This is a genomic window from Kitasatospora sp. NPDC093102, from assembly GCF_040683915.1.
Classification (GTDB): domain Bacteria; phylum Actinomycetota; class Actinomycetes; order Streptomycetales; family Streptomycetaceae; genus Kitasatospora.
In genome coordinates, this window is record NZ_JBFBFA010000041.1 from 1 (window position 1) to 23,057 (window position 23,057).

General features: G+C 73.3%; 22 protein-coding genes. 7 read left to right on the forward strand and 15 right to left on the reverse strand.

All coding sequences use genetic code 11. From position 1 onward, the window contains the following. Window positions 1-237: 237 nt before the first annotated feature. The 3 genes from AB0O11_RS31960 to AB0O11_RS31970 form a co-directional block, all read right to left on the reverse strand. Window positions 238-1,041 carry a DUF3710 domain-containing protein gene (locus AB0O11_RS31960; RefSeq protein WP_363393981.1) on the reverse strand — a complete coding sequence of 268 codons (804 nt, stop codon included), beginning with the start codon at window positions 1,039-1,041 and terminating at the stop codon, window positions 238-240. 69 nt (window positions 1,042-1,110) lie between these two features. After that, window positions 1,111-1,578 carry a dUTP diphosphatase gene (gene dut / locus AB0O11_RS31965; RefSeq protein WP_224282986.1) on the reverse strand — a complete coding sequence of 156 codons (468 nt, stop codon included), beginning with the start codon at window positions 1,576-1,578 and terminating at the stop codon, window positions 1,111-1,113. Next, window positions 1,575-2,153 carry a PaaI family thioesterase gene (locus AB0O11_RS31970; protein ID WP_224282992.1) on the reverse strand — a complete coding sequence of 193 codons (579 nt, stop codon included), beginning with the start codon at window positions 2,151-2,153 and terminating at the stop codon, window positions 1,575-1,577. The genes dut and AB0O11_RS31970 overlap by 4 nt, the downstream gene beginning before the upstream one ends. A 135-nt stretch (window positions 2,154-2,288) precedes the next feature. On the opposite strand from AB0O11_RS31970, the gene AB0O11_RS31975 reads away from it, so the two are divergent. Continuing rightward, entirely contained in the window at window positions 2,289-2,738 is a 450-nt protein-coding gene (locus AB0O11_RS31975; protein ID WP_224282987.1) for a DUF3093 domain-containing protein, read from the forward strand. A 268-nt stretch (window positions 2,739-3,006) separates the two neighbouring features. On the opposite strand, the gene AB0O11_RS31980 is transcribed toward AB0O11_RS31975, so the two are convergent. The 4 genes from AB0O11_RS31980 to AB0O11_RS31995 form a co-directional block, all read right to left on the reverse strand. Then, complete coding sequence (locus AB0O11_RS31980; RefSeq protein WP_030285479.1) at window positions 3,007-3,306, reverse strand: DUF4193 domain-containing protein; 300 nt, start codon at window positions 3,304-3,306, stop codon at window positions 3,007-3,009. 471 nt (window positions 3,307-3,777) lie between these two features. Continuing rightward, the gene (locus AB0O11_RS31985; RefSeq protein WP_363393982.1) at window positions 3,778-4,761 is read right to left on the reverse strand and encodes an acyl-ACP desaturase; all 984 of its coding nucleotides are present in this window, start codon (window positions 4,759-4,761) and stop codon (window positions 3,778-3,780) included. Window positions 4,762-4,992: 231 nt separating this feature from the next. Then, a complete protein-coding gene (locus AB0O11_RS31990) occupies window positions 4,993-6,168 on the reverse strand; it encodes a HAMP domain-containing sensor histidine kinase (protein ID WP_363394068.1) in 1,176 nt (391 codons plus the stop codon). 199 nt (window positions 6,169-6,367) lie between these two features. Further along, window positions 6,368-7,021: a response regulator transcription factor gene (locus tag AB0O11_RS31995; RefSeq protein ID WP_030057689.1), complete on the reverse strand. Its 654-nt coding sequence runs from the start codon at window positions 7,019-7,021 to the stop codon at window positions 6,368-6,370. Window positions 7,022-7,463: 442 nt separating this feature from the next. Between AB0O11_RS31995 and AB0O11_RS32000 the strand changes: the two genes are divergently transcribed. Further along, a complete protein-coding gene (locus AB0O11_RS32000; protein ID WP_224282990.1) occupies window positions 7,464-7,649 on the forward strand; it encodes a hypothetical protein in 186 nt (61 codons plus the stop codon). A 159-nt stretch (window positions 7,650-7,808) separates the two neighbouring features. Here AB0O11_RS32000 and AB0O11_RS32005 read toward each other — a convergent pair whose 3' ends face one another. Further along, window positions 7,809-8,627, reverse strand: a complete 819-nt coding sequence (locus AB0O11_RS32005) for an inositol monophosphatase family protein (RefSeq protein ID WP_363393983.1) — start codon at window positions 8,625-8,627, stop codon at window positions 7,809-7,811. Window positions 8,628-8,690: 63 nt separating this feature from the next. Next, on the reverse strand, window positions 8,691-9,833 hold the full coding sequence (locus AB0O11_RS32010) for a ferrochelatase (RefSeq protein WP_363393984.1): 1,143 nt from the start codon (window positions 9,831-9,833) through the stop codon (window positions 8,691-8,693). Between the two features lie 131 nt (window positions 9,834-9,964). On the opposite strand from AB0O11_RS32010, the gene AB0O11_RS32015 reads away from it, so the two are divergent. Continuing rightward, the gene (locus tag AB0O11_RS32015) at window positions 9,965-11,233 is read left to right on the forward strand and encodes an MFS transporter (RefSeq protein ID WP_363393985.1); all 1,269 of its coding nucleotides are present in this window, start codon (window positions 9,965-9,967) and stop codon (window positions 11,231-11,233) included. Between the two features lie 104 nt (window positions 11,234-11,337). After that, on the forward strand, window positions 11,338-12,660 hold the full coding sequence (locus AB0O11_RS32020; RefSeq protein WP_363393986.1) for a D-arabinono-1,4-lactone oxidase: 1,323 nt from the start codon (window positions 11,338-11,340) through the stop codon (window positions 12,658-12,660). 7 nt (window positions 12,661-12,667) lie between these two features. Here the strand turns inward: AB0O11_RS32020 and AB0O11_RS32025 are convergent, their stop codons facing one another. Further along, a complete protein-coding gene (locus AB0O11_RS32025; RefSeq protein ID WP_363393987.1) occupies window positions 12,668-13,531 on the reverse strand; it encodes a hypothetical protein in 864 nt (287 codons plus the stop codon). A 516-nt stretch (window positions 13,532-14,047) separates the two neighbouring features. On the opposite strand from AB0O11_RS32025, the gene sepH reads away from it, so the two are divergent. Beyond that, window positions 14,048-15,127, forward strand: coding sequence for a septation protein SepH (gene sepH / locus AB0O11_RS32030; protein ID WP_363393989.1), 1,080 nt, complete (start codon window positions 14,048-14,050; stop codon window positions 15,125-15,127). A gap of 63 nt (window positions 15,128-15,190) precedes the next feature. On the opposite strand, the gene AB0O11_RS32035 is transcribed toward sepH, so the two are convergent. Beyond that, a complete protein-coding gene (locus tag AB0O11_RS32035; protein ID WP_363393991.1) occupies window positions 15,191-16,069 on the reverse strand; it encodes a sulfurtransferase in 879 nt (292 codons plus the stop codon). A 238-nt stretch (window positions 16,070-16,307) separates the two neighbouring features. On the opposite strand from AB0O11_RS32035, the gene AB0O11_RS32040 reads away from it, so the two are divergent. Then, window positions 16,308-17,051 (forward strand): VOC family protein, encoded by a 744-nt coding sequence (locus AB0O11_RS32040; protein ID WP_363394071.1) that lies wholly within the window; start codon window positions 16,308-16,310, stop codon window positions 17,049-17,051. 13 nt (window positions 17,052-17,064) lie between these two features. Here the strand turns inward: AB0O11_RS32040 and AB0O11_RS32045 are convergent, their stop codons facing one another. The 4 genes from AB0O11_RS32045 to AB0O11_RS32060 form a co-directional block, all read right to left on the reverse strand. Further along, the gene (locus tag AB0O11_RS32045) at window positions 17,065-17,721 is read right to left on the reverse strand and encodes a thymidine kinase (RefSeq protein ID WP_363393992.1); all 657 of its coding nucleotides are present in this window, start codon (window positions 17,719-17,721) and stop codon (window positions 17,065-17,067) included. A 61-nt stretch (window positions 17,722-17,782) separates the two neighbouring features. Further along, window positions 17,783-18,970 carry a nucleotide pyrophosphatase/phosphodiesterase family protein gene (locus AB0O11_RS32050; RefSeq protein WP_224280242.1) on the reverse strand — a complete coding sequence of 396 codons (1,188 nt, stop codon included), beginning with the start codon at window positions 18,968-18,970 and terminating at the stop codon, window positions 17,783-17,785. Between the two features lie 44 nt (window positions 18,971-19,014). Further along, complete coding sequence (locus tag AB0O11_RS32055) at window positions 19,015-19,611, reverse strand: DUF5998 family protein (RefSeq protein ID WP_224280238.1); 597 nt, start codon at window positions 19,609-19,611, stop codon at window positions 19,015-19,017. A gap of 91 nt (window positions 19,612-19,702) precedes the next feature. After that, on the reverse strand, window positions 19,703-22,516 hold the full coding sequence (locus AB0O11_RS32060; RefSeq protein ID WP_363393994.1) for a GNAT family N-acetyltransferase: 2,814 nt from the start codon (window positions 22,514-22,516) through the stop codon (window positions 19,703-19,705). A 227-nt stretch (window positions 22,517-22,743) separates the two neighbouring features. Between AB0O11_RS32060 and AB0O11_RS32065 the strand changes: the two genes are divergently transcribed. Beyond that, window positions 22,744-23,025: an HPr family phosphocarrier protein gene (locus AB0O11_RS32065; RefSeq protein WP_359817494.1), complete on the forward strand. Its 282-nt coding sequence runs from the start codon at window positions 22,744-22,746 to the stop codon at window positions 23,023-23,025. The last annotated feature ends 32 nt before the right edge of the window (window positions 23,026-23,057 follow it).

A 23,057-nucleotide genomic window follows, 5' to 3' on the forward strand; every position in this document is an offset into this window, starting at 1 on the left:
TCGGACCGCCTTCCAGCGGACCCTCCGGGCTTCGTTCTTTCGTGTTTCCAGCTTATCAGATGTTTTCCGCTCCGTTTTCCGGAGTTTCATTCATCGGATTCGCTTTCCGCTTTGCCGCCCCGGTCTCCCGCGGCGACTCCGGAACTGTACGGGGACCGGCCCGCCACATGCAAATCGCCCCCGCCCGGGTTCCCGGGCAGGGGCGATCCATACCGATCAGGGCCGGCCGGATCCGGGTCAGCGGACCTCGGTGATCTCCGGGCCGCGTGCGAACGGGTCGAGCGAGGCACCGCCGAAGCGGCTCTCGCCCTCGCCGGCAGCGGCAGCCGCCCCGCCACCGTCGGCGACCATCTGGGCGTCCTCGGGAAGCTTCAGCACGATCGGGTCGCGGGGAGCCATCGGGGACTCACCACGCACGACGACCGTCTGCCGGAAGACCTGCTCCAGGATCCCGGCCATCTCCGGCTGCACCGCGGCCTGGCCCGAGATCACACCGCGCAGGAACCAGCGCGGACCGTCGCAGCCGACGAACCGCACCAACTGCACACCCTGGGTGCCGTCCGGCAGCTGCACGGGGACCTGGGCGCGGAGGTGCCAGCCGAGCGGGCCCTCCTCCTCCTCGATGAGGCCGCCCTGAGAGGTGATGCCGTTGGCGATCTCCTCCCGGACCTCGCCCCAGATGCCCTCCGACTTCGGGGCCGCGAAGGCCTGGAGCTGGATGGCGCTGTTGCCGAGCACGAGGGTGGCGGCCACGATCGCGTCACCGGCGACCTCGACGCGCAGCTCCATGCCCTCGACACCGGGAACCAGCAGACCCCCGAGGTCGACTCGTCCCTCCTCGGGGTTCTCCAGCTCGGAGCTGTCCCACGGACCATCCGGCCGGGGGGCCGGAGGCAGGCCGACCCTGTCGGCCGGGTCCAGCTCGGTCACGTTCTCGCTCTCGGCGGAACCTTCGACGTCATCGGCCGTCTCGTCGGCGCTGATGGCGTCGTCGGCGAGCTGCTCGACAGCGTCCTCGCTCTTCTGGCGACGACGGAACACGGTCACTGTCCTTCCCGGTCCAAGACCGATGCGAATACCTGCTCGGCTTCCTGCGAGGCCGCGGGCATGCTAGACCGCGGCGTGGCCGCCGGTCGACCCGAACCCGCCCTCGGCGCGTGCCGACCCAGGCAGCTCCTCCACCTCGTGGAACCGGGCCTTCTCGACCTGCTGGATCACCAGCTGGGCGATCCGGTCCCCTCGACGGAAGCTGACCCCCTCGTGCGGGTCCAGATTGACGACGATCACCTTGATCTCTCCACGGTACCCGGCATCGACCGTCCCCGGGGCGTTCACGAGGGCAACGCCGCAACGAGCTGCCAGCCCCGACCGGGGGTGAACGAAGGCCGCGTACCCGTCCGGCAGGGCGATGGCGACGCCGGTGGGCAGGACGGCCCGCTCTCCGGGGGCCAGCTCGGCGTCGACGGTGGTGCGCAGATCGGCACCGGCGTCCCCAGGCTGCGCGTACGCGGGCAGCGGCAGCTCGGGGTCGATGCGCTTGATCAGGACGTCCAGCTGCGGGCGGGGGGTATCGCTCAAGGGTTCACCTCAAAGGCTCGTGCGCGCTTCATCAGATCCGGGTCGTCGAGGACCTTCTCGATGTCCTCGGGACGACCGTGCGTGGTGAAGTGTTCCAGCTTCACCTGGATGAAGAGGGCCTGAGCGCGCACGGCGACCGGCCCGTCCGGGCCGCCGATCCGCGCCTCGGCGGCGCTGTAGATCTTGCGGCCGTGCACGCCGGTGATCCAGGCGCGCAGGTGCAGCACCGAGTCGACGGGCACCGGGCTGAGGAAGTCGGTCTCCAGCCGGCCGGTCACGGCGGGGGCGTGCAGCAGCCAGTTGAGCGTGCCGAGGGTCTCGTCCATGGCGGTGGTCAGCAGCCCGCCGTGGGCCAGGCCCGGGCCGCCCTGGTGGGCGTCACGGACGGCGAACTCGGCGGTGACGTCGAGTCCCTCGCCGGCGACCGCGTCGATCCGCAGGCCGCCGGGGTGCTGCGGGCCGCAGCCGAAGCAGTGTTCGTAGTGGGAGCCGAGCCGGGTGCCGGGTGCGGGCGCCTGGGGGTGGCGCTGCGGCAGGACGGCGTCCGGCGGCGGGGTGGTCGGGGACGGCGGCATCGCGGGCGCCGGCCGGGCGGTGGAGGTGCTGGGGGCAGTCGTACCGGTCACGGGGCCCAACCCTACCCAGGGGTAGGAAGGCCTCCGGTGGGGGTGGCGTCCCGTGCCGGGCGTCAGGGCGACCACAATGGGGGCATGTACGACGAACGCCTCACGGTGCCGCGTTCCTGGTGGCTGCTCCCGATCGCGATGGGCCTCACACTCGCGCTGATCCTCATCCGGGTCAGCGGTCCGGCCGCGCTGATCGGGCTGGTGGTCGGCATCGCCGCCGGCGCGGTCGCGATCAGCAGCTACGGCTCGGCCCGCATTCGCGTGGTCCAGGGCTCGCTGGTGGCCGGCCCGGCCCGCATCCCGGTGGACGCACTCGGCAGTGCGCAGGCGCTGAGCCCCGCCGAGGCGGCGGCCTGGCGCGGCCCGAAGGCGGATCCGCGCGCCTTCATGCTGCTGCGCAGCTACGTCCCGACGGCGCTGCGGATCGAGGTGACCGACCCGGCCGACCCGACGCCGTACCTCTATCTGTCGACCCGCTCGCCGATGAAGCTGGCGGAGGCGCTGGAGGACGCCCGGCGCGGCGCCCGCACCTGAGGCGGGCCCGGCCGGCCGTGAGCCGGACGGGCCCGGACACGAGCCGGACGGAAGAGCCCGGACAAACGGAGAGGGACGGTTCCGCTGCTGCGGGACCGTCCCTACGACTTTGTCCTGACCGGTACGCCGGCCGGCTCCGTCCTGCCGGGCCCGTCCTGCCGGACGGTTCCCGGACCTGCCGTCCGGCCCCGCTGCCCGGGGCCGGAAGGAGCGGTGTGCCGGTCCCGCGGGCGCAGCCGCGGGCATCGGGCCCTGTCCGCCGTGGTGCTCAGGCGCCGCAGTCCCGGCAGATCGGGTTGCCGTTCTTCTCGCTGTAGAGCTGGCTGCGGTGGTGCACGAGGAAGCAGCTCATGCAGGTGAACTCGTCGGCCTGCTTCGGCAGCACGCGGACGGCGAGTTCCTCGTTCGAGAGGTCGGCGCCGGGGAGCTCCATGCCCTCGGCAGCGTCGAACTCGTCGACGTCGACAGAGCTTCCGCCCTTGTCGTTCCGCCGAGCCTTGAGCTCCTCGATGCTGTCCTCGTTGAGCTCGTCGTCGGTCTTGCGTGGGGTGTCGTAGTCGGTTGCCATTTTTCGCTCTCCCCCTCCGGGTTGTGCGGTGTGTGCGGTATCTCCAGCGCACGTAACGCATGGGGGGTCGGTCTTGTGCCCGACCCGAGGCGGAGATTTTGCCTTACTTCAAGCCCTGTTACTCAATCGACACTCAGCCCGGGCTCCATCGGGGTGATCCCCGGGGCTGCGGAAGGCCTCACGCTGGGCCATCGTCAGCCCCCCTCGGACCCGGCGAACCGATCACGCACAGTGATCGCGAGAGGTGCGGGCGCCCGCGGATTCCCTTGTCCACCAGGGTGCCGACCGATCCCGCAGCCCGGCCCCGGGTCGAAATCCGGTCACGGACGGCGATCGGCACCCCCGATCGGGTGATCACTCTCCGGGGTTGCCCGGAATCGCGGAGCGACACCGTGTGAGCTTGATCACGTTAAGAATCTTCCGGGGCAAACCCCGGAAAATCCACCCACTCCGACTGCCCGGTACGGCGTCTCAGCCGGCGTTCTTCCGGGCCTGGCGGCGCGCCAGCAGCGCGGCCTGGCGCTCCTCGAACTTCCGCGCCTGGCCGTCCAGCCCGTCCAGGAACACGCCCAGCTCGTTCTGCGCCAGCAGGCCCTCCGGGCCGAGGCCGCCGATCTCCATCACCTTGAGGTGACGCAGCACCGGCTGGAGCACGTCGTCGTGGTGGATACGCAGGTTGTACACCCCGCCGAGGGCGATCTGCGCGGCGGCGCGCTCGAAGCCGGGGATGCCGTGGCCGGGCATCCGGAAGTTGGTGACCACGTCGGCGATGGCCCGCATGGCCTGGTCCGGGGCGATCTCCAGGGCGGCCTTCAGCAGGTTCCGGTAGAAGACCATGTGCAGGTTCTCGTCGTTGGCGATCTTCGCCAGCAGCTGCTCGCAGAGCGGGTCGCCGGCGTACCTGCCGGTGTTGCGGTGCGCGATGCGGGTGGCGAGCTCCTGGAAGGCCACGTACGCGACCGAGTGCAGCATGCTGTGCGCGTTGTCGGACTCGAAGCCCTCCGACATGTGGCTCATCCGGGCCCGCTCCAGCTCCACCGGGTCGACCGCCCGGGTGGCGAGCAGGTAGTCGCGGATCGCTATCCCGTGGCGCCCCTCCTCGGCCGTCCAGCGGTGCACCCAGGTGCCCCAGGCGCCCTCGCGGCCGAACATGGTCGCGATCTCGTGGTGGTAGCTGGGCAGGTTGTCCTCGGTCAGCAGGTTCACCACCAGCGACACCCGGCCCACCGCGGTCACCTGGGACTGTTCGAGCGACCAGGCCTCGCCGCCCAGCACGCCGTCGAAGTCGCGGCCCTGGCTCCACGGGACGAACTCGTGCGGCATCCACTCCCGGGCCACGCCCAGGTGGCGGTTGAGCTCCTTCTCGACGACCTCTTCGAGGGCGAGGATCAGCCGCGCGTCGGTCCAGCCGCTCGGAACGAGTGAGGAGCTGCTCTGCACAGGGGCGATGGTCACGGTCTTGCTCCTGAGGGGACGGCACGCGCTGGGACGGGCGCGCTGGACGGGAACACGTCGTTCGGACCCGCCGACGGGCCGCCGACGGATTCACCTACGGTTGCGTAGGTTACGACACCGTAAGTTGCCCGGGCCGGAAATGACAAGCCGCCCCCGCCAGGCCTTATGTCGTCTTGACGGGCCTGGCGGGGGCGGCTGGGAACGGTCGCCTACGGAAGGGGCGTTGGACCCTTACGGCGAGGGGATGCGGACCCTCATGGTGAGACCGCCGCCGGCGCGCGGCGTGGCCTCGATGGTGCCGCCGTGGGCGCGCACCACTGATCGGACGATGGACAGGCCGAGCCCGACCCCCTTGTCGCTGCGGGTGCGGTCGGCGCCCTTGACCCGGCGGAACGGCTCGAAGATGTGTTCCAGTTCGTACCCGGGCACCACCGGGCCGGTGTTGGAGACCACCAGCTCGCCGCCGCCGGGCACCGCGGTGGTGGCCAGTTCGACCCAGCCGTCCGGCGTGTTGTAGCGGACGGCGTTCTGCAGCAGGTTGAGCGCGAGCCGCTCCAGCAGCACGCCGTTGCCGGCGACCATGGCCGGATCGAGCTTCGAGCGCAGTTCGACCTCGCGTTTGGCGGCCTCGCCCCGGGTCTGCTCCAGCGCCCGGGTGGCCACCTCGGACAGCTCCACCGGGCGCCGGTCGGTCAGCTCGTTCTCACTGCGGGCGAGCAGCAGCAGGCCCTCGACCAGCTGCTCGCTGCGCTCGTTGGTGGCCAGCAGGGTCTTCCCCAGCTGCTGGAGGTCGGGTGAGGCCGCCGGATCGGAGAGTTGGACCTCCAGCAGGGTCCGGTTGATCGCCAGCGGGGTGCGCAGCTCGTGCGAGGCGTTGGCGACGAAGCGGCGCTGGGAGTCGAAGGAGCGGTCCAGCCGGTCCAGCATGCTGTCGAAGGTGTCGGCGAGCTCCTTGAGCTCGTCGTCCGGGCCGTCCAGCTCGATCCGGCGGTGGAGGTCGGAGGAGGCGACGTCGCGGGCGGTGCGGGTGATCCGGCCGAGCGGGCGCAGCACCCGGCCGGCCATCGCGTAGCCCGCCGCGAAGGCGATCACGGCGAGGCAGACCAGCATGGTCAGCGACTTGCGCAGCAGGGTGTTGAGCGCGGAGTTGGAGCGCCCCAGGAAGTCGGCGGCCTGCCACTGGTTGAATTCCGCGCTGTTCATGGTGCTGCTGATGCCGTCGGGGCCGCTGACCTGGACGAGGTTGCCGTTGAAGCTCAGCTTGCGCGGCGCCAGGTACGAGACGGCGTCCTGGAAGAACACGTACATCAGGAGCAGCAGCACGACGCCGGCCATCAGGAACATCCCGCCGTAGAGCAGGGTGAGCCGCATCCGGATGGTGGGGCGGAAAGGCAGCCAGGCGAGCATGCCGTCGCCGGGGACGTAGTGCCCGGGGCGGTGGACGCGCGGCGGGGTGAGGGGCTTCGGCGGTACGGCACGCGGGCCGCCGGCGGGCGCGCCGGAGGGCCCGCCGGCCGGGGGCGGGGTGGTCATGATGGTCCTCTCGGGGCGTCCGCCGGGGCGGGCGCTTACGGCAGGGAGTCCTCGGGTGGGCGGACTCCGGTCGTCAGATCCGGTAGCCGGAGCCCGGCACGGTGACGATCACCGGCGGGTCGCCGAGCTTGCGGCGCAGCGTCATCACGGTGACGCGCACGACGTTGGTGAACGGGTCGGTGTGCTCGTCCCAGGCCTTCTCCAGGAGCTGCTCGGCGGAGACGACGGCGCCGCCGGCCCGCATCAGCACCTCCAGGACGGCGAACTCCTTGGGGGCGAGCTGGACGGTGCGTCCGTCGCGGATCACCTCGCGCCGGCCCGGGTCGAGCGAGATGCCGGCGCGCTCCAGCACCGGGGGCAGCGGGATGGTCGCGCGCCGGCCCAGCGCCCGTACCCGGGCGACGAGCTCGCTGAAGGCGAACGGCTTCGGAAGGTAGTCGTCCGCGCCGATCTCCAGGCCCTCGACCCGGTCGCTGATGTCGCCGGAGGCGGTCAGCATGATCACCCGGGTGGCCAGGCCCTGCTCGACCACCTTGCGGCAGACGTCGTCCCCGTGCACCAGCGGAAGATCGCGGTCCAGGACGACGACGTCGTAGTCGTTGACCGCGATGCGCTGGAGCGCGGCCTCCCCGTCGTACACCACGTCGACGGCCATCGCCTCGCGGCGCAGGCCGGTCGCGACGGCCTCGGCAAGCAGCTGCTCGTCCTCGACGACGAGAACCCGCACGGTCGTTGTCCCTTCTCCAGGCCGGCCCCGGAAGCGGACGCACGGCTCCGACGGTGCCTCCATCCTGCCTGGTCCAGCGGTAAAGCAGCGATAAGCTGCCCCTCGGGCACGGCCCCCGGGTCCGCGAAAGCGGCCGTTCGCATCCGCACCAGTCCGCTTGGACTGTGACACGGGCAACTTTCTTCCGCCGGGAGGTTTCCCGGTCCCCGGGGCGGGGAGGACAGCTGCACACCCGCGATCTGGCTGACGGCCGGTCGCACCCACTCGCCGTGCGTTCATCCGCGCCGGCCCTGGGGCTGGGACATCACCGGGAGCGGCCGAAAGCCGTCTCCGCACCTGTCCGGAGATTCACCACCTTCCGGCCTGGGTGCATTCACCGGCTGGACCTCCTCGGGGCGGAGAGCGCACGACCGTGCACGTCCGACACAGTAAGGGGGCCCGTATGGACGCCTTCAAGGCCGGAATCCTGCAGCGCATAGCCAACGCGGAGCAGGATCTGCACCGAGCGATCGAGGCCGGGGACGAGTTCCTCGCCGAGGTGGAGCAGTCCGAGCTGGACGACCTCCGCCGGCTCGCCGCCGACCACGGCATCGACACGGTGCTGGAACGCCACCGCACCGCTGCCTGATCCGTCCGGCACAACCGACCCGTCGCCGGACCTCCGGCACCAGCGGCCCTGCGGGGGCCGTGCGAAACCAGGCCCTGGCACCCCCCGTATGTCAGGGCTCTTCGCATGTCCGGGGCCGTCCCGCCCCCGGGGTTCCGGGGGCGGGACGGCCGGAACCGGTCAGTCCGCCCAGGCGCGCAGCGCGGCCAGCCGCTCCTGGAGCGGCTCGTACACCCCCGGGGCGGCGGCCACGGTCAGCTCGCGGTCCGGCCCGTGCCCGGGACGGCCGCCGACCAGGGCGCCCGCCTCGGTGGCGATCAGGCAGCCGGCCGCCCGGTCCCAGGGGGCCAGGCCCCGCTCGTAGTAGCCGTCCAGCCGCCCGGCGGCGACGTCGCACAGGTCCACCGCGGCCGCCCCGCCCCGGCGGATGTCCCGCACCTCCGGCATCAGCGCCAGCAGCACCTCGGCCTGCCGGACCCGTACCGGCTGGACGTAGTTGAAGCCGGTGGCGATCAGCGCCTGGCCCCAGGGCGGGGCCGGGCGGGCCGAGACCGGCCGGCCGTCGAGGCGGGCGCCGCGGCCCAGGACGGCGTGGAACAGCTCGCCGCGGGCCGGGGCGTACACCACACCGACGACCGCCCGGCCGTCCAGCTCCGCGGCCACGCTGACCGCCCAGGAGGGCAGCCCGTAAAGGTAGTTGACCGTTCCGTCGAGCGGGTCCACGACCCAGCGGACCCCGCTGGTGCCCGGCCGCTCGGCACCCTCCTCGCCGAGGTAGCCGTCCTCCGGGCGGCGGTCGGTGATCAGCTCCAGGACGAGCTTCTCGGAAGCGAGGTCCATCTCGGTGACCACGTCGACCGGGCTGCTCTTGGTGCCGGCCACGCCGAGGTCGGCGGGGCGGCCGTCGCGCAGCAGGGCGCCGGCCTGCCGGGCCGCGTCCAGGGCGACCTCCAGCAGGTCGTCGAGGAGCCCGTCGTCGGGCAGGGCGGGGGTGGGCACGGGGTTCTCCTCCGGGGCGACGGAACGGGCGGGACGAGCGGTCAGCACGGACGGGACGGGCGGTCAGCGCTCGGCGACGGCCGGGCGCGGGGCGCGCGGGTTGGGGCAGCAGGCCACCGCGCACACGTCGTGGCTGGGGCCGAGGGTGCCCAGGGCGCAGCGGGTCACGTGCTCACCGCGCTCGGTGGCGGCCCGCTCCAGGACGAGCTCGCGCACCGCGGCGGTGAACCGGGGGTCGGCGCCGACGGTGGCGGCCCGGGCCACCGGCAGGCCGAGCTCGGCGGCCTTCGCGACGGCCTCGGTGTCGAGGTCGTACTTGACCTCCATGTGGTCGGAGACGAAGCCGATCGGGACCATCACCACGGCGGGCGCGCCCCCGGCGTGCTGGGCCTCCAGGTGGTCGCAGATGTCGGGTTCCAGCCACGGAGTGTGCGGGGCCCCGCTGCGGCTCTGGTACACCAGCTCCCACGGCCGGTCGGCCACGCCGGTGCGCTCGGCCACGGCGGCGGCGATCAGCCGGGCCACGTCCAGGTGCTGGGCGACGTACGCGCCGCCGGGCTCGCCGCGCGCCGGGTCGTCCGGGGCGCCGGAGGTCTCGGCCATGGTGCCCGGGACGGAGTGGGTGGTGAACGCCAGCCGGGCACCGGCCCGGACGGCCTCGGGCAGTTCGTCCAGGGCGGCCAGGGTGGCGTCGGTCATCGGCTCGACGAAGCCCGGGTGGTTGTAGAAGTGCCGCAGCTTGTCGACCCGCAGGGCCGGTGCGCCCTCCTCGGCGAGCGCGGCCAGCGCGTCGGCCAGGTTCTCCCGGTACTGGCGGCAGCCCGAGTAGCCGGCGTAGGCGCTGGTGGCGAGCACGGCGATCCGGCGGTGGCCGTCGGCGGCCAGCTCCCGCAGGGTGTCGACCAGGTAGGGCGCCCAGTTCCGGTTGCCCCAGTAGACCGGCAGGTCCAGCCCGTGCTCGGCGAAGTCCTTGCGCAGCGCGGCGAGCAGCTCGCGGTTCTGCCCGTTGATCGGGCTGACCCCGCCGAACATGAAGTAGTGCTTGCCCACCTCCTTCAGCCGCTCCTTGGGGATGCCGCGGCCGCGGGTGACGTTCTCCAGGAACGGGACGACGTCCTCGGGGCCCTCGGGCCCGCCGAAGGACAGCAGCAGCAGGGCGTCGTACGGGGCGGCGCCGGGGCGGGAGGGTTTGCGCGCGTCGGACATGGCACCGATCCTGCCACTGAGGGGACGGGCGTCGCCGCCGGGGCCGCGCGGGTGTCCGGAAAATACCGTTTGCCAAGGTACGTAAGCTGTGTTTGCCAGCCTTGTTCCTTACTCCCCCGCCCGGAGCTCCCGTGCTGTCCAGCTACCGCCAGATATTCGCCTCCCCCGGCACTCTGGCCTTCTCCTCCACCGGCTTCGTCTCCCGGCTGCCGATCTCCATGACCGGGATCGGCATCGTGACCATGCTGTCCCAGCTCAGAGGCTCCTACGGGGTGGCCGGCCTGGTCTCGGCCTGCCTCGCGATCTCCGCCGCGGTCCTCGGCCCGCAGGTCTCCCGGCTGGTGGACCGGCACGGCCAGCGCAGGATCATCGTCCCCGCCATGGCGATCACCATCGTTTCCGCCACCGGCCTGCTGCTCTGCGCCCGGTTGGAGGCCCCGGACTGGACCCTGTTCGTCTTCGCCGCCGGCATGGGCGTGATGCCGAGCACCGGCGCGATGGTCCGCGCCCGCTGGGCCCACCTCTACCGCGACGACACCGGCAAGCTGCACACCGCCTACTCCTTCGAGGCCGTGGTCGACGAGGTCTGCTTCATCGTCGGCCCGATCCTCTCCATCGGCCTGGCCACCTCCGTCTTCCCCGAGGCCGGCCTGCTGCTCGGCGCGATCTTCCTCGCCGTCGGCGTCCTGCTGTTCGCCGCCCAGCGCTCCACCGAGCCGCCGGTCCATCCGGCCGCCCGGCACGAGGGCGGCTCGGTCATCCTCAACCGCGGCCTCCAGGTGCTGATCCTGACCTTCGTCGCCACCGGTGCGATCTTCGGCTCGGTCGAGGTGGTCACCGTCGCCTACGCCGAGGCCCAGGGCCACAAGTCGGTCTCCAGCGTGATCCTCGCCCTGTGGGCGCTCGGTTCCTGCCTGGCCGGGGTGGTCTTCGGAACCCTCAAGCTCACCGGCTCGATGGCGGTGCGCTTCCTCGTCGGCGTCCTGTTCATGGCGGTCAGCATGGCGCCCCTGCTGCTGGTCGCCCACACGGTGCACGGCGTCGGCGGGCTGATCGCGGTCGGCGCCGCGCTGCTGATCGCCGGCATCGCCATCTCCCCCACCCTGATCACCGCGATGGCCCTGGTCGAACGGCTCGTCCCGGCCGCCCAACTGACCGAGGGCATGACCTGGACCACCACCGGCCTGGCCCTCGGCGTCGCGACCGGCTCCTCGGCCGCCGGCTGGGTGATCGACGCCTCCGGCGCCGCCGCGGGCTACTGGGTGCCGATGGCCGCCGGCCTGCTCGGCGTGGTCGCCGCCCTCGCCGGCCTCGGCCGGCTGCGCGCCGGACTGGCCGCCGAACCCGCCGCCGAGCCGGCCCTCGAAGGGACCGAACGGACCGTAGACGCCGAACGGTGAACTGACTAATCTCTCGCCCTACCCGCGGGCCTACCCGTGGGTAGGGCGGCCGCGCCGCCCCGGACCGCGCCGACCCGTTCGGCCACGGAGCAGGAGGCAGCGCAATGCCCCAGGCCAGTACCGCGACCCCCACCCGGTGGACCAACTGGGCCGGCAACCAGAGCGCCCGGCCCGCCCGGGCCGCCGCCCCCGGCACCGTGGAGGAGCTGGCCAAGGAGATCCTGCGGGCCACCCAACAGGGCCGCACCGTCAAGGCCGTCGGCTCCGGCCACTCCTTCACCTCGATCGCCTCCGCCGGCGACGGCGTCCAGATCCGCCCGCACGCGCTCACCGCCGTCCGAGCGATCGACCGCGAGGCCGGCACCATCACCGTCGAGTCCGGCCTCCCGCTGCACCGGCTCAACCGGGTCCTCGCCGCCGAGGGCCTCTCCCTGACCAACATGGGCGACATCGAGGTCCAGACCGTGGCCGGCGCCACCAGCACCGGCACCCACGGCACCGGCCGTGACTCCGGCTCGCTGGCCGCCCAGATCCGCGCGCTGGAGATCGTCCTCGCCGACGGCACCGTCCGGCGCTGCTCCCCCACCGAGAACCCCCGGCTCTTCCAGGGCGCCCGGCTCGGCCTCGGCGCCCTCGGCGTGATCACCGCGCTCACCTTCGGCGTCGAGCCGGCCTTCCTGCTCACCGCGCACGAGCAGCCGATGGGCTTCGACGAGGTGCTGGAGCGCCTGGACGACCTCACCGCCGTCAACGAGCACTTCGAGTTCTACTGGTTCCCGCACACCGACCGCTGCTCCACCAAGCGCAACAACCGCAGCCAGGGCCCGGCCGCCCCGCTGCCCCGGTTCAAGGAGTGGCTGGAGGACGACTTCCTCTCCAACACCGTCTGGGAGGGCGCCTGCCGGGTCGGCCGGCGCTTCCCCGGCTCGATCCCCTCGATCGCCTCGCTGGCCAGCCGGGCCTGGTCCGAGCGCAGCTTCACCGACACCGCCTACAAGGTGTTCACCAGCCCGCGCAAGGTCCGCTTCGTGGAGATGGAGTACGCGGTGCCGCGCGCGGCCGTCGGCGCGGTGCTGCGCGAGCTGAAGGCCCTGGTCGAGCGCTCCGACTGGAAGGTCAGCTTCCCGGTCGAGGTGCGCTTCGCCCCCGCCGACGACCTCTGGCTCTCCACCGCCTCCGGCCGGGACAGCGCCTACATCGCCGTCCACCTCTACCGGGGCACCGCCGACCAGGGCTACTTCACCGGCGTCGAACAGCTGATGACCGCCCATCAGGGCCGGCCGCACTGGGGCAAGCTGCACACCCGCGACGCCGAGTACCTGGCCGGCGTCTACCCGCACTTCGGCGACTTCACCGCGCTGCGCGACGAGGTCGACCCGCAGCGGGTGTTCGGCAACGACTACCTGCGCCGGGTACTGGGCGCCTGACCCGTTCCTAGGGCGTCCCGGTGGCCCCGTCGGCCGGCGGCGGGGCCACCGGCGCCTTCGCCGGTTCGTTCGCCGGGGCGCCGCTCGGTGCCGGCGGCTGCGGGGTCGCCCCGCCGGTGGGCTTCCCGCCGCCCGCCGACGGGGAGGCGCCGGCCGACGGGGTCGCGCTCGGGCCCGCCGAGGGCGAGGCCGCCCCCGCGCCGCTGCTCGGCGTGTCGCCCGGTCCCCGGCCCGGCCGGGTGGTCGCCGGGGCCGAGGCGCCGCCGGACGGCGTGGCGTCCTGGCCCTGCCTGTCGCCCGGGGACGGCCGGTCCACCGGGGCGTCCTGCGGCCGGGACGACTTGGGCGTCACCGAGCCGCCGAAGGACGTGCCGTTGCCGGACTCGCCCTTGACCGTCGCCGACACCGGCTGCCCGGTGGCCAGTTCGAACGCCACGATCGGCGTCATCGCCAGCAGGAAGACCAGCCCCGACGCCGCCGCGTACGTCTTCCAGCCCCACCGCCGACGCGCCCGCACCACCTGCGGCTCGTTCCACTCCGAGGTGATCACCGGCGGCCGCGCCGGCTCCCCGGACTCGACCGGCATCTGGCGCAGGGTGTTGGCGGCCTGGTTCGGCCCCCGGTCCACCACCTCGCGCAGCTGCTCCCCGGTCCGCTTGAAGATGTGCTGGAACACCGCGCTGCCGGTGGTGGCCCCGATGCTCACCACGGCGGCACCCAGGATCGTGCCGTACACCCCCAGTTCGGAGGCCAGCAGCGCACCCACCACCGTTGCCAGCGCACTCGCCGCGACCTGAGCCACACTCAGATCGATGCGCCTGCGCTCCTCCTTGGCCTTGCCGCCCTCCTCGGCGGGGCTCCGCTCCGGCATCAACATCCCTCGGTCCGTACGACTGTCCTTCGAACAAGACTGTCCATCTTGCCCAAAGAAGGACACAAGGGACGAAAATGCGGTTCTTCGCGCCCGGATTGTGTGAAGATGATCACCGTTCATCCGGCGGTGGTCCGCCATTGGGGGAGCGCGCTCTTGAGATTCCCGTGAATCGCGGGAGACTTGAGCGGCGAGCCGCCCCTTTGGATGCCACGAATGGAGTACTGTTCGTAAAGCCCGAGCCCTGGGTCGACTTGTCGACTGCCCTGCACCGGCAGCTTGACGAGGAGCCACGGAGCGGGCACGCACGGCGACGCCCGTCCCGGATCGTCGCGTTCACTGCGCGTGCGAGGACGGCCGGGACACCCAGGCGCGACGTCGACGGATGGCGTGGCAAAAAGGCAACCGTGCCACAGCGGCGTGCGCGGGCGTAAGCCCGACACGCCGGGGAACTCAGCAAGGTTGTGGCCAGTCGCGAGTGGGCAGGCCACACTCAGTACGGGAGCAGCGACGCAGGTGACGTCGGCAGGCACCACCCGGGAGGTAACCGTGCCCGAACTGCGGGTTGTGGCCGTCAGCAACGACGGCACACGGCTGGTGCTCAAGGCTGCCGACAGCACGGAGTACACCCTTCCCATCGACGAACGGCTGCGTGCCGCCATCCGCGGCGACCGGCCGCGCCTCGGCCAGATCGAGATCGAGGTCGAGAGCCATCTGCGCCCCCGGGACATCCAGGCGCGGATACGAGCCGGTGCCTCCGCCGAGGAGGTGGCCCAGGCCGCCGGGATCTCCGTCGACCGCGTCCGCCGCTTCGAGGGCCCGGTGCTCGCCGAGCGCGCCTTCATGGCCGAACGCGCCCGCAAGACCGCCATCCGCCGCAACGGCGAGTCCCCCGGCCCGCAGCTCGGCGAGGCCGTGGCCGAGCGGCTCGCGCTGCGCGGCGCCGAGAAGGACACCGAACGCTGGGACTCCTGGCGGCGCGACGACGGCACCTGGGAGGTCATCCTCTCCTACCGGGCCGACGGCGAGGGCCGCAGCGCCTCCTGGACGTACGACCCGCCGCGGCGCCTGGTCCAGCCCAACGACGACGAGGCCCGCGCGCTGATCGGCGAGAACGTCGAGCGCGAGGAGGAGTCGGTCTTCCCGTTCATCCCGCGGATCGCCCGGCTCCCCCAGGACCGGCCTCCCCGCCCGATGATCGACCGGCCCTCGGCCGACCGCATCATGTCGGCCCGCGAGGTCCGCGAGTCGCGGGAGGCCACCGCCGAGTCCCGGGACTCGCTGACCAGCCTGCTCGACGTGGTCCCCGCCTTCCGCGGCGACCTCGCCGTCGGCGTCCCCACCCCGATCGAGCCGGTGCCCGCCGAGGTCGCCGAGGAGAGCGAGGAGGCGGCCGCGGCAGCCGCCCCGGCAGTGGGCGCGGGCTCGGCCTACGCCGACATCCTGATGCCGCGCGCCGTCGCCCCGCACCGTGAGCGCCTGGTCGGCACCACCGACCGGCAGGCCGAGGCGGACGGCGTCCGGCCCGGCCGCCGGGCCACCGTGCCCAGCTGGGACGAGATCGTCTTCGGCAGCCGGCGCAAGAAGCAGGAGTAGGACCAGTGGTGCGCCGCAGGGGCGGGAGGCCGGGCCTCCCGCCCCTGCGGCGCACCCGGGGAGTCAGCCCGTCTGCTCGGTGACCGCCACCGGGCGCGAATCGTCGCTCGACCACTCGCTCCACGAGCCCGGGTACAGCGTGGCCGGCAGGCCCGCCACCTCCAGCGCCAGGATCTGGTGCGCCGCCGTCACGCCCGAACCGCAGTACACCGCGGTCTCCCGCTCCCCCGCACCCAGCGCCCGGAACCGGGCGGCCAGCTCGACGGCCGGCAGGAACCGGCCGTCCGGGCCCACGTTCCCGGCCGTCGGCGCCGAGACCGCGCCCGGGATGTGCCCGGCCCGCGGGTCCACCGGCTCGGTCTCGCCCCGGTAGCGCTCCCCGGACCGGGCGTCCAGCAGCAGCCCGCCGCGCGCCCAGGCCGCGGCGCCGTCCCCGTCCACCGTCGGCAGCTGCCCCGGCACCGGCTCGAAGTCGCCCTCCCCGGGCTCCGGCAGCTCGGCCGTCACCGGCAGCCCGGCCGCCTGCCAGGCCGCGAAACCGCCGTCCAGCACCCGGACGTCCCGGTGACCGGCCCAGCGCAGCAGCCACCAGGCCCGGGCCGCCGCCATCGAGGCCGCTCCGTCGTACACCACGACCGGGCGCTGCGCGCTCACCCCGAAGCGGCGCATCGCCGCGCCGAACTCCTCCGGGTCGGGCAGCGGGTGGCGCCCGCCCCGGCCGGGGGCGCCGGGCGGGGCGGCCAGGTCCCGGTCCAGCTCGACGAAGTGGGCGCCGGGCAGGTGACCGGCCCGGTACTCCTCGGCCGCGGTCGGGCCGCCCGGCGCGGCACCGACCAGCTGGTAGCGCACGTCCAACAGCACCGGCGGCAGCGCGGAGGCGAGCGCCTCGCGCAGCTCGGCCGCGGAGATCAGCGGGGAACCGTCGTTGTAGGTGGTGGTCATGGCGGCCATTGTCGCGCAGCCCGGCCCCGGCGGCGGGCCATCCGGATCCCTGCCACGGCCCGGTCCGGGGGTACCGGCGGAATCCGCAGGACACGCCCGACCCGCCGCTCTTTGTGGGGTCTTTGCCGGACTTTCCGCGCGGCCCGAGGGTTGGGCGCCCGCCAGGGTGGAAGCATCACCCTCGCGCGCGAGGATTTCCGTGCGCCGACCACCCACGAGGAGGCCCGCATTGCCCGCGGTGGAACTCCGACTGGCCCAGGGCACGCCCTGCTGGGTCAGCCTGCTGACCGACGACCTGCCCGGCGCCCGCGCCTTCTACGGCGCACTGCTCGGCTGGACGTACACGCCCGGGCCCGGCCAGCTCGGCGACTACGTCCGGGCCGAGCTCGACGGGGCGCCGGTGGCCGGCCTCGGCGTCTCCACCGCCACCGGCTTCCCGGTGCAGTGGACCACCTACTTCGCCGTGGACGACGCCGACCGCACCGCCCAACTCGTCCGCGAGTGCGGCGGAACCGTCGCCGTCGGGCCGCTCCAGGCCGAGCGCGCCGGGCGGATGGCCATCGCCGCCGACGTCTCCGGCGCGGTCTTCGGCCTCTGGCAGGGCGAGGAGCACCTCGGCCGGGAGGCCGGCCGCGAACCGGGCGCCCCGGCCTGGACCGAACTGCTCACCCCCGACGCGGAGGGCGCCGCCGCCTTCTACTCCACCGTGCTCGACCGCCCGGTCCGCTCCGCCCCGGGCGAGACCGCGCTGCTGGTGCACGGGCGGCCGGTCGCCGGCATCCGGCACCGCGCCGAGCTGCCCGGCCACCCGACGCGCTGGCGCACCCACTTCGCGGTCGGCGACGCCGCACTGACCGCCCGTCACGCCGTCGAGCTCGGCGGCCGGGTCCTGGTCGAACCGCACGACACCATCCGCGGCCGCGCCGTCCGGCTGGCCGACCCGCAGGGCGGGCACTTCTCCGTACTGCAGGTGCTCCCCTAGACCGCCCCGGCCCTCAGGCCTGCTGCTCCTCGAAGGGCAGCACGTCCGGGGAGAGCACCGAGACGCGCGCCGTCGCGGCGGTCAGCCGACGGCGGTGGTGGCGGCGGCACAGCACCTCGTAGCCCACCTCGTCCTGGTCCACCGAGATGTCGCCGACCACCACCTGGGCGCCCTCGACCACCATCACCCCGCCGACCGTCCGGGCGTTGTGGGTGGCCCGCGCACCGCACCAGCACAGCGCCTCGACCTGGAGCACCTCCACCCGGTCGGCCAGCTCGATCAGCCGCTGCGAGCCCGGGAACAGCCGGGTGCGGAAGTCGGTGGCGATGCCGAAGGTGTAGACGTCGATGTCCAGTTCGTCCACCACCCGGGCCAGCTGGTCGACCTGCTCGGCGGCGAAGAACTGCGCCTCGTCGCAGATCAGGTAGTCCACCCGGCCGCCGGCCGAGAGCCGGTGCACCACGTGCGTGTGGAAGTCGAAGTCGTCCGTCACCTCGACCGCGTCGGCGCGCAGGCCCAGCCGGCTGGAGATCGTCGCCGCGCCCGCCCGGTCATTGCGGGTGAGGATCACGCCCTGCCGGCCGCGCGCGGTGTGGTTGTGGTCCATCTGCAGCGCCAGCGTCGACTTTCCGCAGTCCATCGTGCCCGAGAAGAACACCAGTTCAGCCATGGGTGGAGCAAGGACCTTTCAAATCAGGGAAGTTCGGGCACAGACAAGTCAAGTACACAGCTCAGCCGCGGACTTCGAGCAGCGGCACGAACTGCTCGACCGGGGTCATCGAACCGTGCAGACCGATCATCGCGGACTCGCCGGGCTCGTTGCGGGAAGCGACGATCGCGATGTCGTCGCGCGCCGCGGCGACCACGTCGCCGATCCGGGCGTACACCCGCTCGTCCACGGCCGGGCCGAACCAGCCCGCCGCGATCGCCTGGTCCCGGGTGGCCACCCACATCCGGTCGCCCAGCACCTCGCTCCAGACCGCGTGCACGTCGGCCGCGGCCCCCGGCACCGCGTACACGTGCCGGGCCCGGCCCTCGCCGCCGAGCAGGGCGACGCCGGCGCCCAGCTCCCAGTCCTCGTCGAAGTCGATCCGGTCCTCCGGCGCGATGTCGATCATGCCGTGGTCGGCCGTCACGTACATCGCCGAGCGCGGCGGCAGCTGCCCGGCCAGCCGGCGGGCCAGCCGGTCCACCGCGTCCAGCGTCATCCGCCACTCGTCCGAGTCCACCCCGAAGCGGTGACCCGCACCGTCCAGCTCGCTGACGTAGGTGTACACCAGCGCCCGGTCGTGCTCCGCCAGCCAGGAGGCCGCCAGGTCCATCCGCTCCTCGCCCGTGGTGCGGCCGAGGAAGGTGCCGCCGGACAGCGCCACCCTGGTCAGCGGGGTCTGGGCGAACAGCGGGGACGAGACCTGGGCGGTCGCCACCCCGGCCTGGTGGGTGCGCTCGAAGACCGTCGGGTACGGCTGCCAGGCGTGCGGCTCGGTCGGCGGCTGCCAGCGCAGCTGGTTCATCAGGTAGCCGGTGCCGGGCACCGCCACCGTGTACCCGGCCAGGCCGTGCAGGCCCGGCGGCGTGCCGGTGCCGACCGAGGCCAGCGAGGTCGCCGTGGTGGACGGGAAGCCTGCGGTCAGCGGACGGCCGCTGCCGCCCAGCGAGCTCCCGACGAGCGAGGACAGGAACGGCGCGTACTCGGGGTGGCGCAGCAGCAGCTCCCAGCCCAGGCCGTCCACCAGGAACACCACCACCCGGTCCGCCGGGGCGATCGGGAGGGTCGCGGTGAACCCGGGGACGCCCAGCCCCGCCGCCACCGAGGGCAGCAGGTCGCACAGCGAGCCGCTGCCGTACGGGGGCGCGGGGGCCGTGGTCGGGTCAAGGATCTCGAAGGCGTCGTAGCCGTCGGCAGGAACGAAGGACATGGAACCGGATTCGTAGCGGTGCGGTCGGTCGGGAGCGGCGGAACTCAGACCCGCGGGCCGTTGCTGATCGTCGCGTCGGACAGCGCCCGGGCGAACACCAGCGCCTGGGCCACCGTCTCCGGGCCGTCGCCGGCCTCGCTCACCCGCAGTGAGAGGTCGTCAGCCGTGGCCGAGCCGGTGTAGCCGTGGTCCGCCTCGCAGTTCGGGTCCGAGCAGCCGGCCGGCTCCAGGTCCAGGCGCTGCACCGCGCCCCAGCCGATCGTCAGCACCACCTCGCGCGGCAGAGTGCCCGGGGTGTACGTCTCCGGGTTCGCCACCATCCGGCTCACCACGACCGAACCGATCCGGTCCAGCCGGACGCTCTCCGTCGACGTCGTCGCGAACGGCACCGCCGGGCTGCCCTCGGCCCCGGACTGCTCGTCCGTGTGGCTCACCACGAACCGGGTCGGGGTGAGCACCAGCACCGTCACGTGCCGGCGCACCTCGTTGGCGTCGAAGGTCGTCTCCTGGTGCACCAGGTAGGAGCTGATCGGCTCCGGGCCCACCGCGGACTCGACCGCCTCGGACACCAGGGCCGGGTAGTAGCCGCTGCGCTCGATCGCCGAGCGCAGGTCCTGAGTGGTGGTACCGGTCTTCGCCATATCTCCATCCTGGCATGGTCCGCCGACGAAGCGGGCGGCACGGCGCCGAGCTTCGGACAACAGCGCCCGGGCAGGGCGCAACCAAGGAAGGTTACAGCGTGCTCATCGCGCGCGGGCCCAGATCGCTGCGGACCGGCAGCGGCGCGACCCGTACCCGTGCCCCCAGGATCGCCAGCCCGTGCGGGGCCACGACCACCGGTTCGAGATCCACCGAGGCGATCTCCGGTACGTCGTCCACCAGCTGCGACACCCGCAGCAGCAGCTCCTCCAGTGCGCCGGTGTCCACCGCCTCGGCGCCGCGCCAGCCGAACAGCAGCGGCGCCGCCCGGACCTCCCGGATCAGCCCGGCGACGTCCTGGTCGGTGGCCGGCACCAGCCGGTGCGCCGTGTCGCCCAGCAGTTCGGCCGGGGCGCCGGCCAGGCCGAAGGAGAGGATCGCGCCGACCGCCGGGTCCACCGTGGCGGCGATCACGGTGTCCACGCCGCGCGGCGCCATCCGCTGGACCACCAGCTCGGCCTGCGCGGCGCCGCCGAGCAGCGCGTCCAGCTCGCGGTGGGCGCGGCGCAGGCCTGCCTCGTCGGTCAGGTCCAGCCGGACGCTGCCCAGGTCGGGGCGGTGGCGCAGGTGCGGGGCGGTCGCCTTGAGGGCCACCGGGTAGCCGAGCGTCCCGGCGGCCCGTGCGGCGGACTCCTCGTCCGGGGCCGGCCGCACCGGCGAGACGTCGATCCCGTAGCGGGCCAGCAGCTCCAGGGCCTCGGCCTCGGGCAGGACGAGCCGGGCGCCGCCGGGCTGGGTGCGCGCCGCAACCGCGACCCGGGTGCTCAGCGCCGCCTCCACCAGCCGGCGGGCGCCGGGCTCGTCGATCCGGTCCAGCTCGGGGACGCGCGCCGTCTCCTCCGCCGCGGCCGTGCGGCGGCGCCACTGCGCGTAGTGCACGGCGTGGGTGAGGGCGTGCACGGCCCGCTCGGGCGCCGCGTACGCGGGGATGCCGCCGGGGCGCAGCCTGGCCGGCAGGTCGGTCAGCGCCAGGTGGGTGAGCAGCAGCGGCTTGCCCAGCACCCGGGCCCGGTGGCCGGCATCGAGCAGGGCGGCGGCGATCTCCGGGTCGTCCGTGCCCATCGCGGGGTCGTCCTCGCCGGTCAGCCGGCCGCCCATGAAGGCGTGCGCGGAGGTGCCGATCGGCGGGATGGCGACGGCGATCACCGCGTCCACGGCCGGGTCGGCGAGTGCGACGTCCAGGGCGATCCGGAAGTTCTCGCCGGTCGCGGCGGTGGTGAGGTCGACGGGCGCGCACGGGCGCAGGCCCGCGCTCAGCAGGGCGTCGTAGGTGAGCAGGCCGAGCGAGTCGGAGTTGCCGACCACGGCGACCCGGTCCCCCGGCGGCAGCGGCTGCTGGGCCAGCAGCTCACCGGTGTCGTACAGCTCGGTGATGGTCGCCACCCGGGTGACGCCCGCCTGTTCGAACAGCGCGTCCACCGTGGCGTCGTGCAGGCCGGTGGCGGTGGCCGGGACGGCGTGGCCGGGCGGCAGGCTGCCGGTGTGCCGGGCGCCCTTGACCACGACGACCGGCTTGGCGGCCGCGAGCCGGCGGGCGATCCGGGTGAACTTGCGCGGGTTGCCGAAGGACTCCAGGTACAGCAGCACCACCTGGGTGGCCTCGTCCTCGGCCCAGTACTGGAGGAAGTCGTTGCCGGAGACGTCGGCGCGGTTGCCGACCGAGGCGAAGGAGGAGACGCCGAGGCCGCGCTTGTGGGCGGCCTCCAGCAGGGCCACGCCGATCGCGCCGGACTGGCAGAAGATCCCGAAGCCGCCGCGGCCGGGCAGGCGTGGGGCGAGCGACGCGTTCAGCGGGCTCTGCGGGTCGGTGTTGATCAGGCCGAAGGCGTTCGGGCCGATCACCCGCATGCCGGCCGCGCGGGCCTGGCGGACCAGCGCGCGCTGCCGGTCCCGGCCCTCCGGACCGGTCTCCGCGTAGCCTGCGGTGACCACCACCAGGCCCTGCACCCCGTGGGCACCGCACTCGGCGACGGCGGCCGGGACAGCGCTCTCGGGGACGGCGATCACTGCGAGGTCCACCGGTCCGGGAATGTCCAGAATCGACCGGTGGACCGGGACGCCGTCCAGCTCGGTGCCGGGCTCGGCATTGCGGTTCACCGCGTACACCGGCCGGTCGGCCGGGGCGCCCCCCAGCAGGTCGCGCAGGATGGCCCGGCCGACGGTCTGCGGCGTGCGGGAGACCCCGACCACCGCCACCGAGCGCGGGGTGAGCAGCCGCTGCACCGAGCGCGCCTCGGCGCGGTGCTCGCGGGCACGCATCACGGCGAGCGAGCGGTCGGTCTGTTCGAGGTCGAACTCCAGGTGCACCACGCCGTCGGCGAAGCTGCGGCGCTGGGTGTAGCCGGCGTCGGTGAAGACCTTCACCATCTTCCGGTTCTCCGGCAGCACCTCGGCCTGGAAGCGGCGGATGCCGCGCTCCTGCGCGACCGCCGCGATGTGCTCCAGCAGGGCGGAGGCCACACCGCGGCCCTGGTGGGCGTCCTGCACCAGGAAGGCCACCTCGGCGTCGGTGCCGGTCTCGGAGGGGCGGCCCTCGGCGTCGATCCGGTCGTACCGGACGGTGGCGATGAAGTGGTCCCGGACCACCACCGCGAGGCCCACCCGGTTCACGAAGTCGTGGTGGGTGAAGCGGCGGACGTCCTTGTCGGAGAGCCGCGGGTAGGGGGCGAAGAACCGGAAGTACTTGGACTGGTCCGACACCTGCTCGTAGAACTCCACGAGCCGTCCGGCGTCGGCCGGCGTGATCGGCCGGATCCGGGCCGTACCTCCGTCACGCAGCAGGATGTCCGCTTCCCAGTGCTGCGGATAGTCGGGTTGCTCGGGGTTCACCACCGCGGGGTCTTCCACATTCGTCAGATTATCCGGCGGCGAGCCGAATGGCGCCGGGCGCGTGCCCGCGGCAGGGTGTACAGGGCCGTCAGCCGGGGTTTATGCCCCGAAAAGAAACAATCACAAGTCCTGAACGCGGCGGTTTCCAGGGGCCGACTGCATGCAACACTGGTCTAGACAACATGGCCGCTTCCCCCGCTCCCCCGAGCACGGCCGTGACCAGCTTCACCGGAAAGGCACGTCTCATGGCTGAGCGCCGCGTCACCATCGGTTGGGCCGAGGGCCTGCACGCCCGTCCCGCCTCCGTCTTCGTCCGGGCCGTCACGGCCACCGGCGTGCCGATCACCATCGCCAAGCCGGGCGGCAACCCGGTGAACGCCGCCTCCATGCTCGGCCTCCTCGGCCTGGGCGCCCAGGGTGGCGACGAGGTCATCCTCGCCTCCGACGCCGAGAACGCCGACGACGCCCTCGACCGCCTCGCCAAGCTCGTCTCCGAAGGCCTCGACGAGCTCCCCGCCGCGGTCTGAGGCCTCGCAGCCGCCCGATCGGGGTGCCGCCG

Excerpts from the sequence above, each read along its gene's own strand:
- AB0O11_RS31970 (WP_224282992.1), bottom strand. The coding sequence starts at position 2,153 with ATGCCGCCGTCCCCGACCACCCCGCCGCCGGACGCCGTCCTGCCGCAG.
- AB0O11_RS31975 (WP_224282987.1), top strand. The coding sequence starts at position 2,289 with ATGTACGACGAACGCCTCACGGTGCCGCGTTCCTGGTGGCTGCTCCCG.
- AB0O11_RS31980 (WP_030285479.1), bottom strand. The coding sequence starts at position 3,306 with ATGGCAACCGACTACGACACCCCACGCAAGACCGACGACGAGCTCAAC.
- AB0O11_RS31990 (WP_363394068.1), bottom strand. The coding sequence starts at position 6,168 with ATGCTCGCCTGGCTGCCTTTCCGCCCCACCATCCGGATGCGGCTCACC.
- AB0O11_RS32000 (WP_224282990.1), top strand. The coding sequence starts at position 7,464 with ATGGACGCCTTCAAGGCCGGAATCCTGCAGCGCATAGCCAACGCGGAG.
- AB0O11_RS32010 (WP_363393984.1), bottom strand. The coding sequence starts at position 9,833 with ATGTCCGACGCGCGCAAACCCTCCCGCCCCGGCGCCGCCCCGTACGAC.
- AB0O11_RS32020 (WP_363393986.1), top strand. The coding sequence starts at position 11,338 with ATGCCCCAGGCCAGTACCGCGACCCCCACCCGGTGGACCAACTGGGCC.
- AB0O11_RS32025 (WP_363393987.1), bottom strand. The coding sequence starts at position 13,531 with ATGCCGGAGCGGAGCCCCGCCGAGGAGGGCGGCAAGGCCAAGGAGGAG.
- AB0O11_RS32035 (WP_363393991.1), bottom strand. The coding sequence starts at position 16,069 with ATGACCACCACCTACAACGACGGTTCCCCGCTGATCTCCGCGGCCGAG.
- AB0O11_RS32045 (WP_363393992.1), bottom strand. The coding sequence starts at position 17,721 with ATGGCTGAACTGGTGTTCTTCTCGGGCACGATGGACTGCGGAAAGTCG.
- AB0O11_RS32050 (WP_224280242.1), bottom strand. The coding sequence starts at position 18,970 with ATGTCCTTCGTTCCTGCCGACGGCTACGACGCCTTCGAGATCCTTGAC.
- AB0O11_RS32055 (WP_224280238.1), bottom strand. The coding sequence starts at position 19,611 with ATGGCGAAGACCGGTACCACCACTCAGGACCTGCGCTCGGCGATCGAG.
- AB0O11_RS32065 (WP_359817494.1), top strand. The coding sequence starts at position 22,744 with ATGGCTGAGCGCCGCGTCACCATCGGTTGGGCCGAGGGCCTGCACGCC.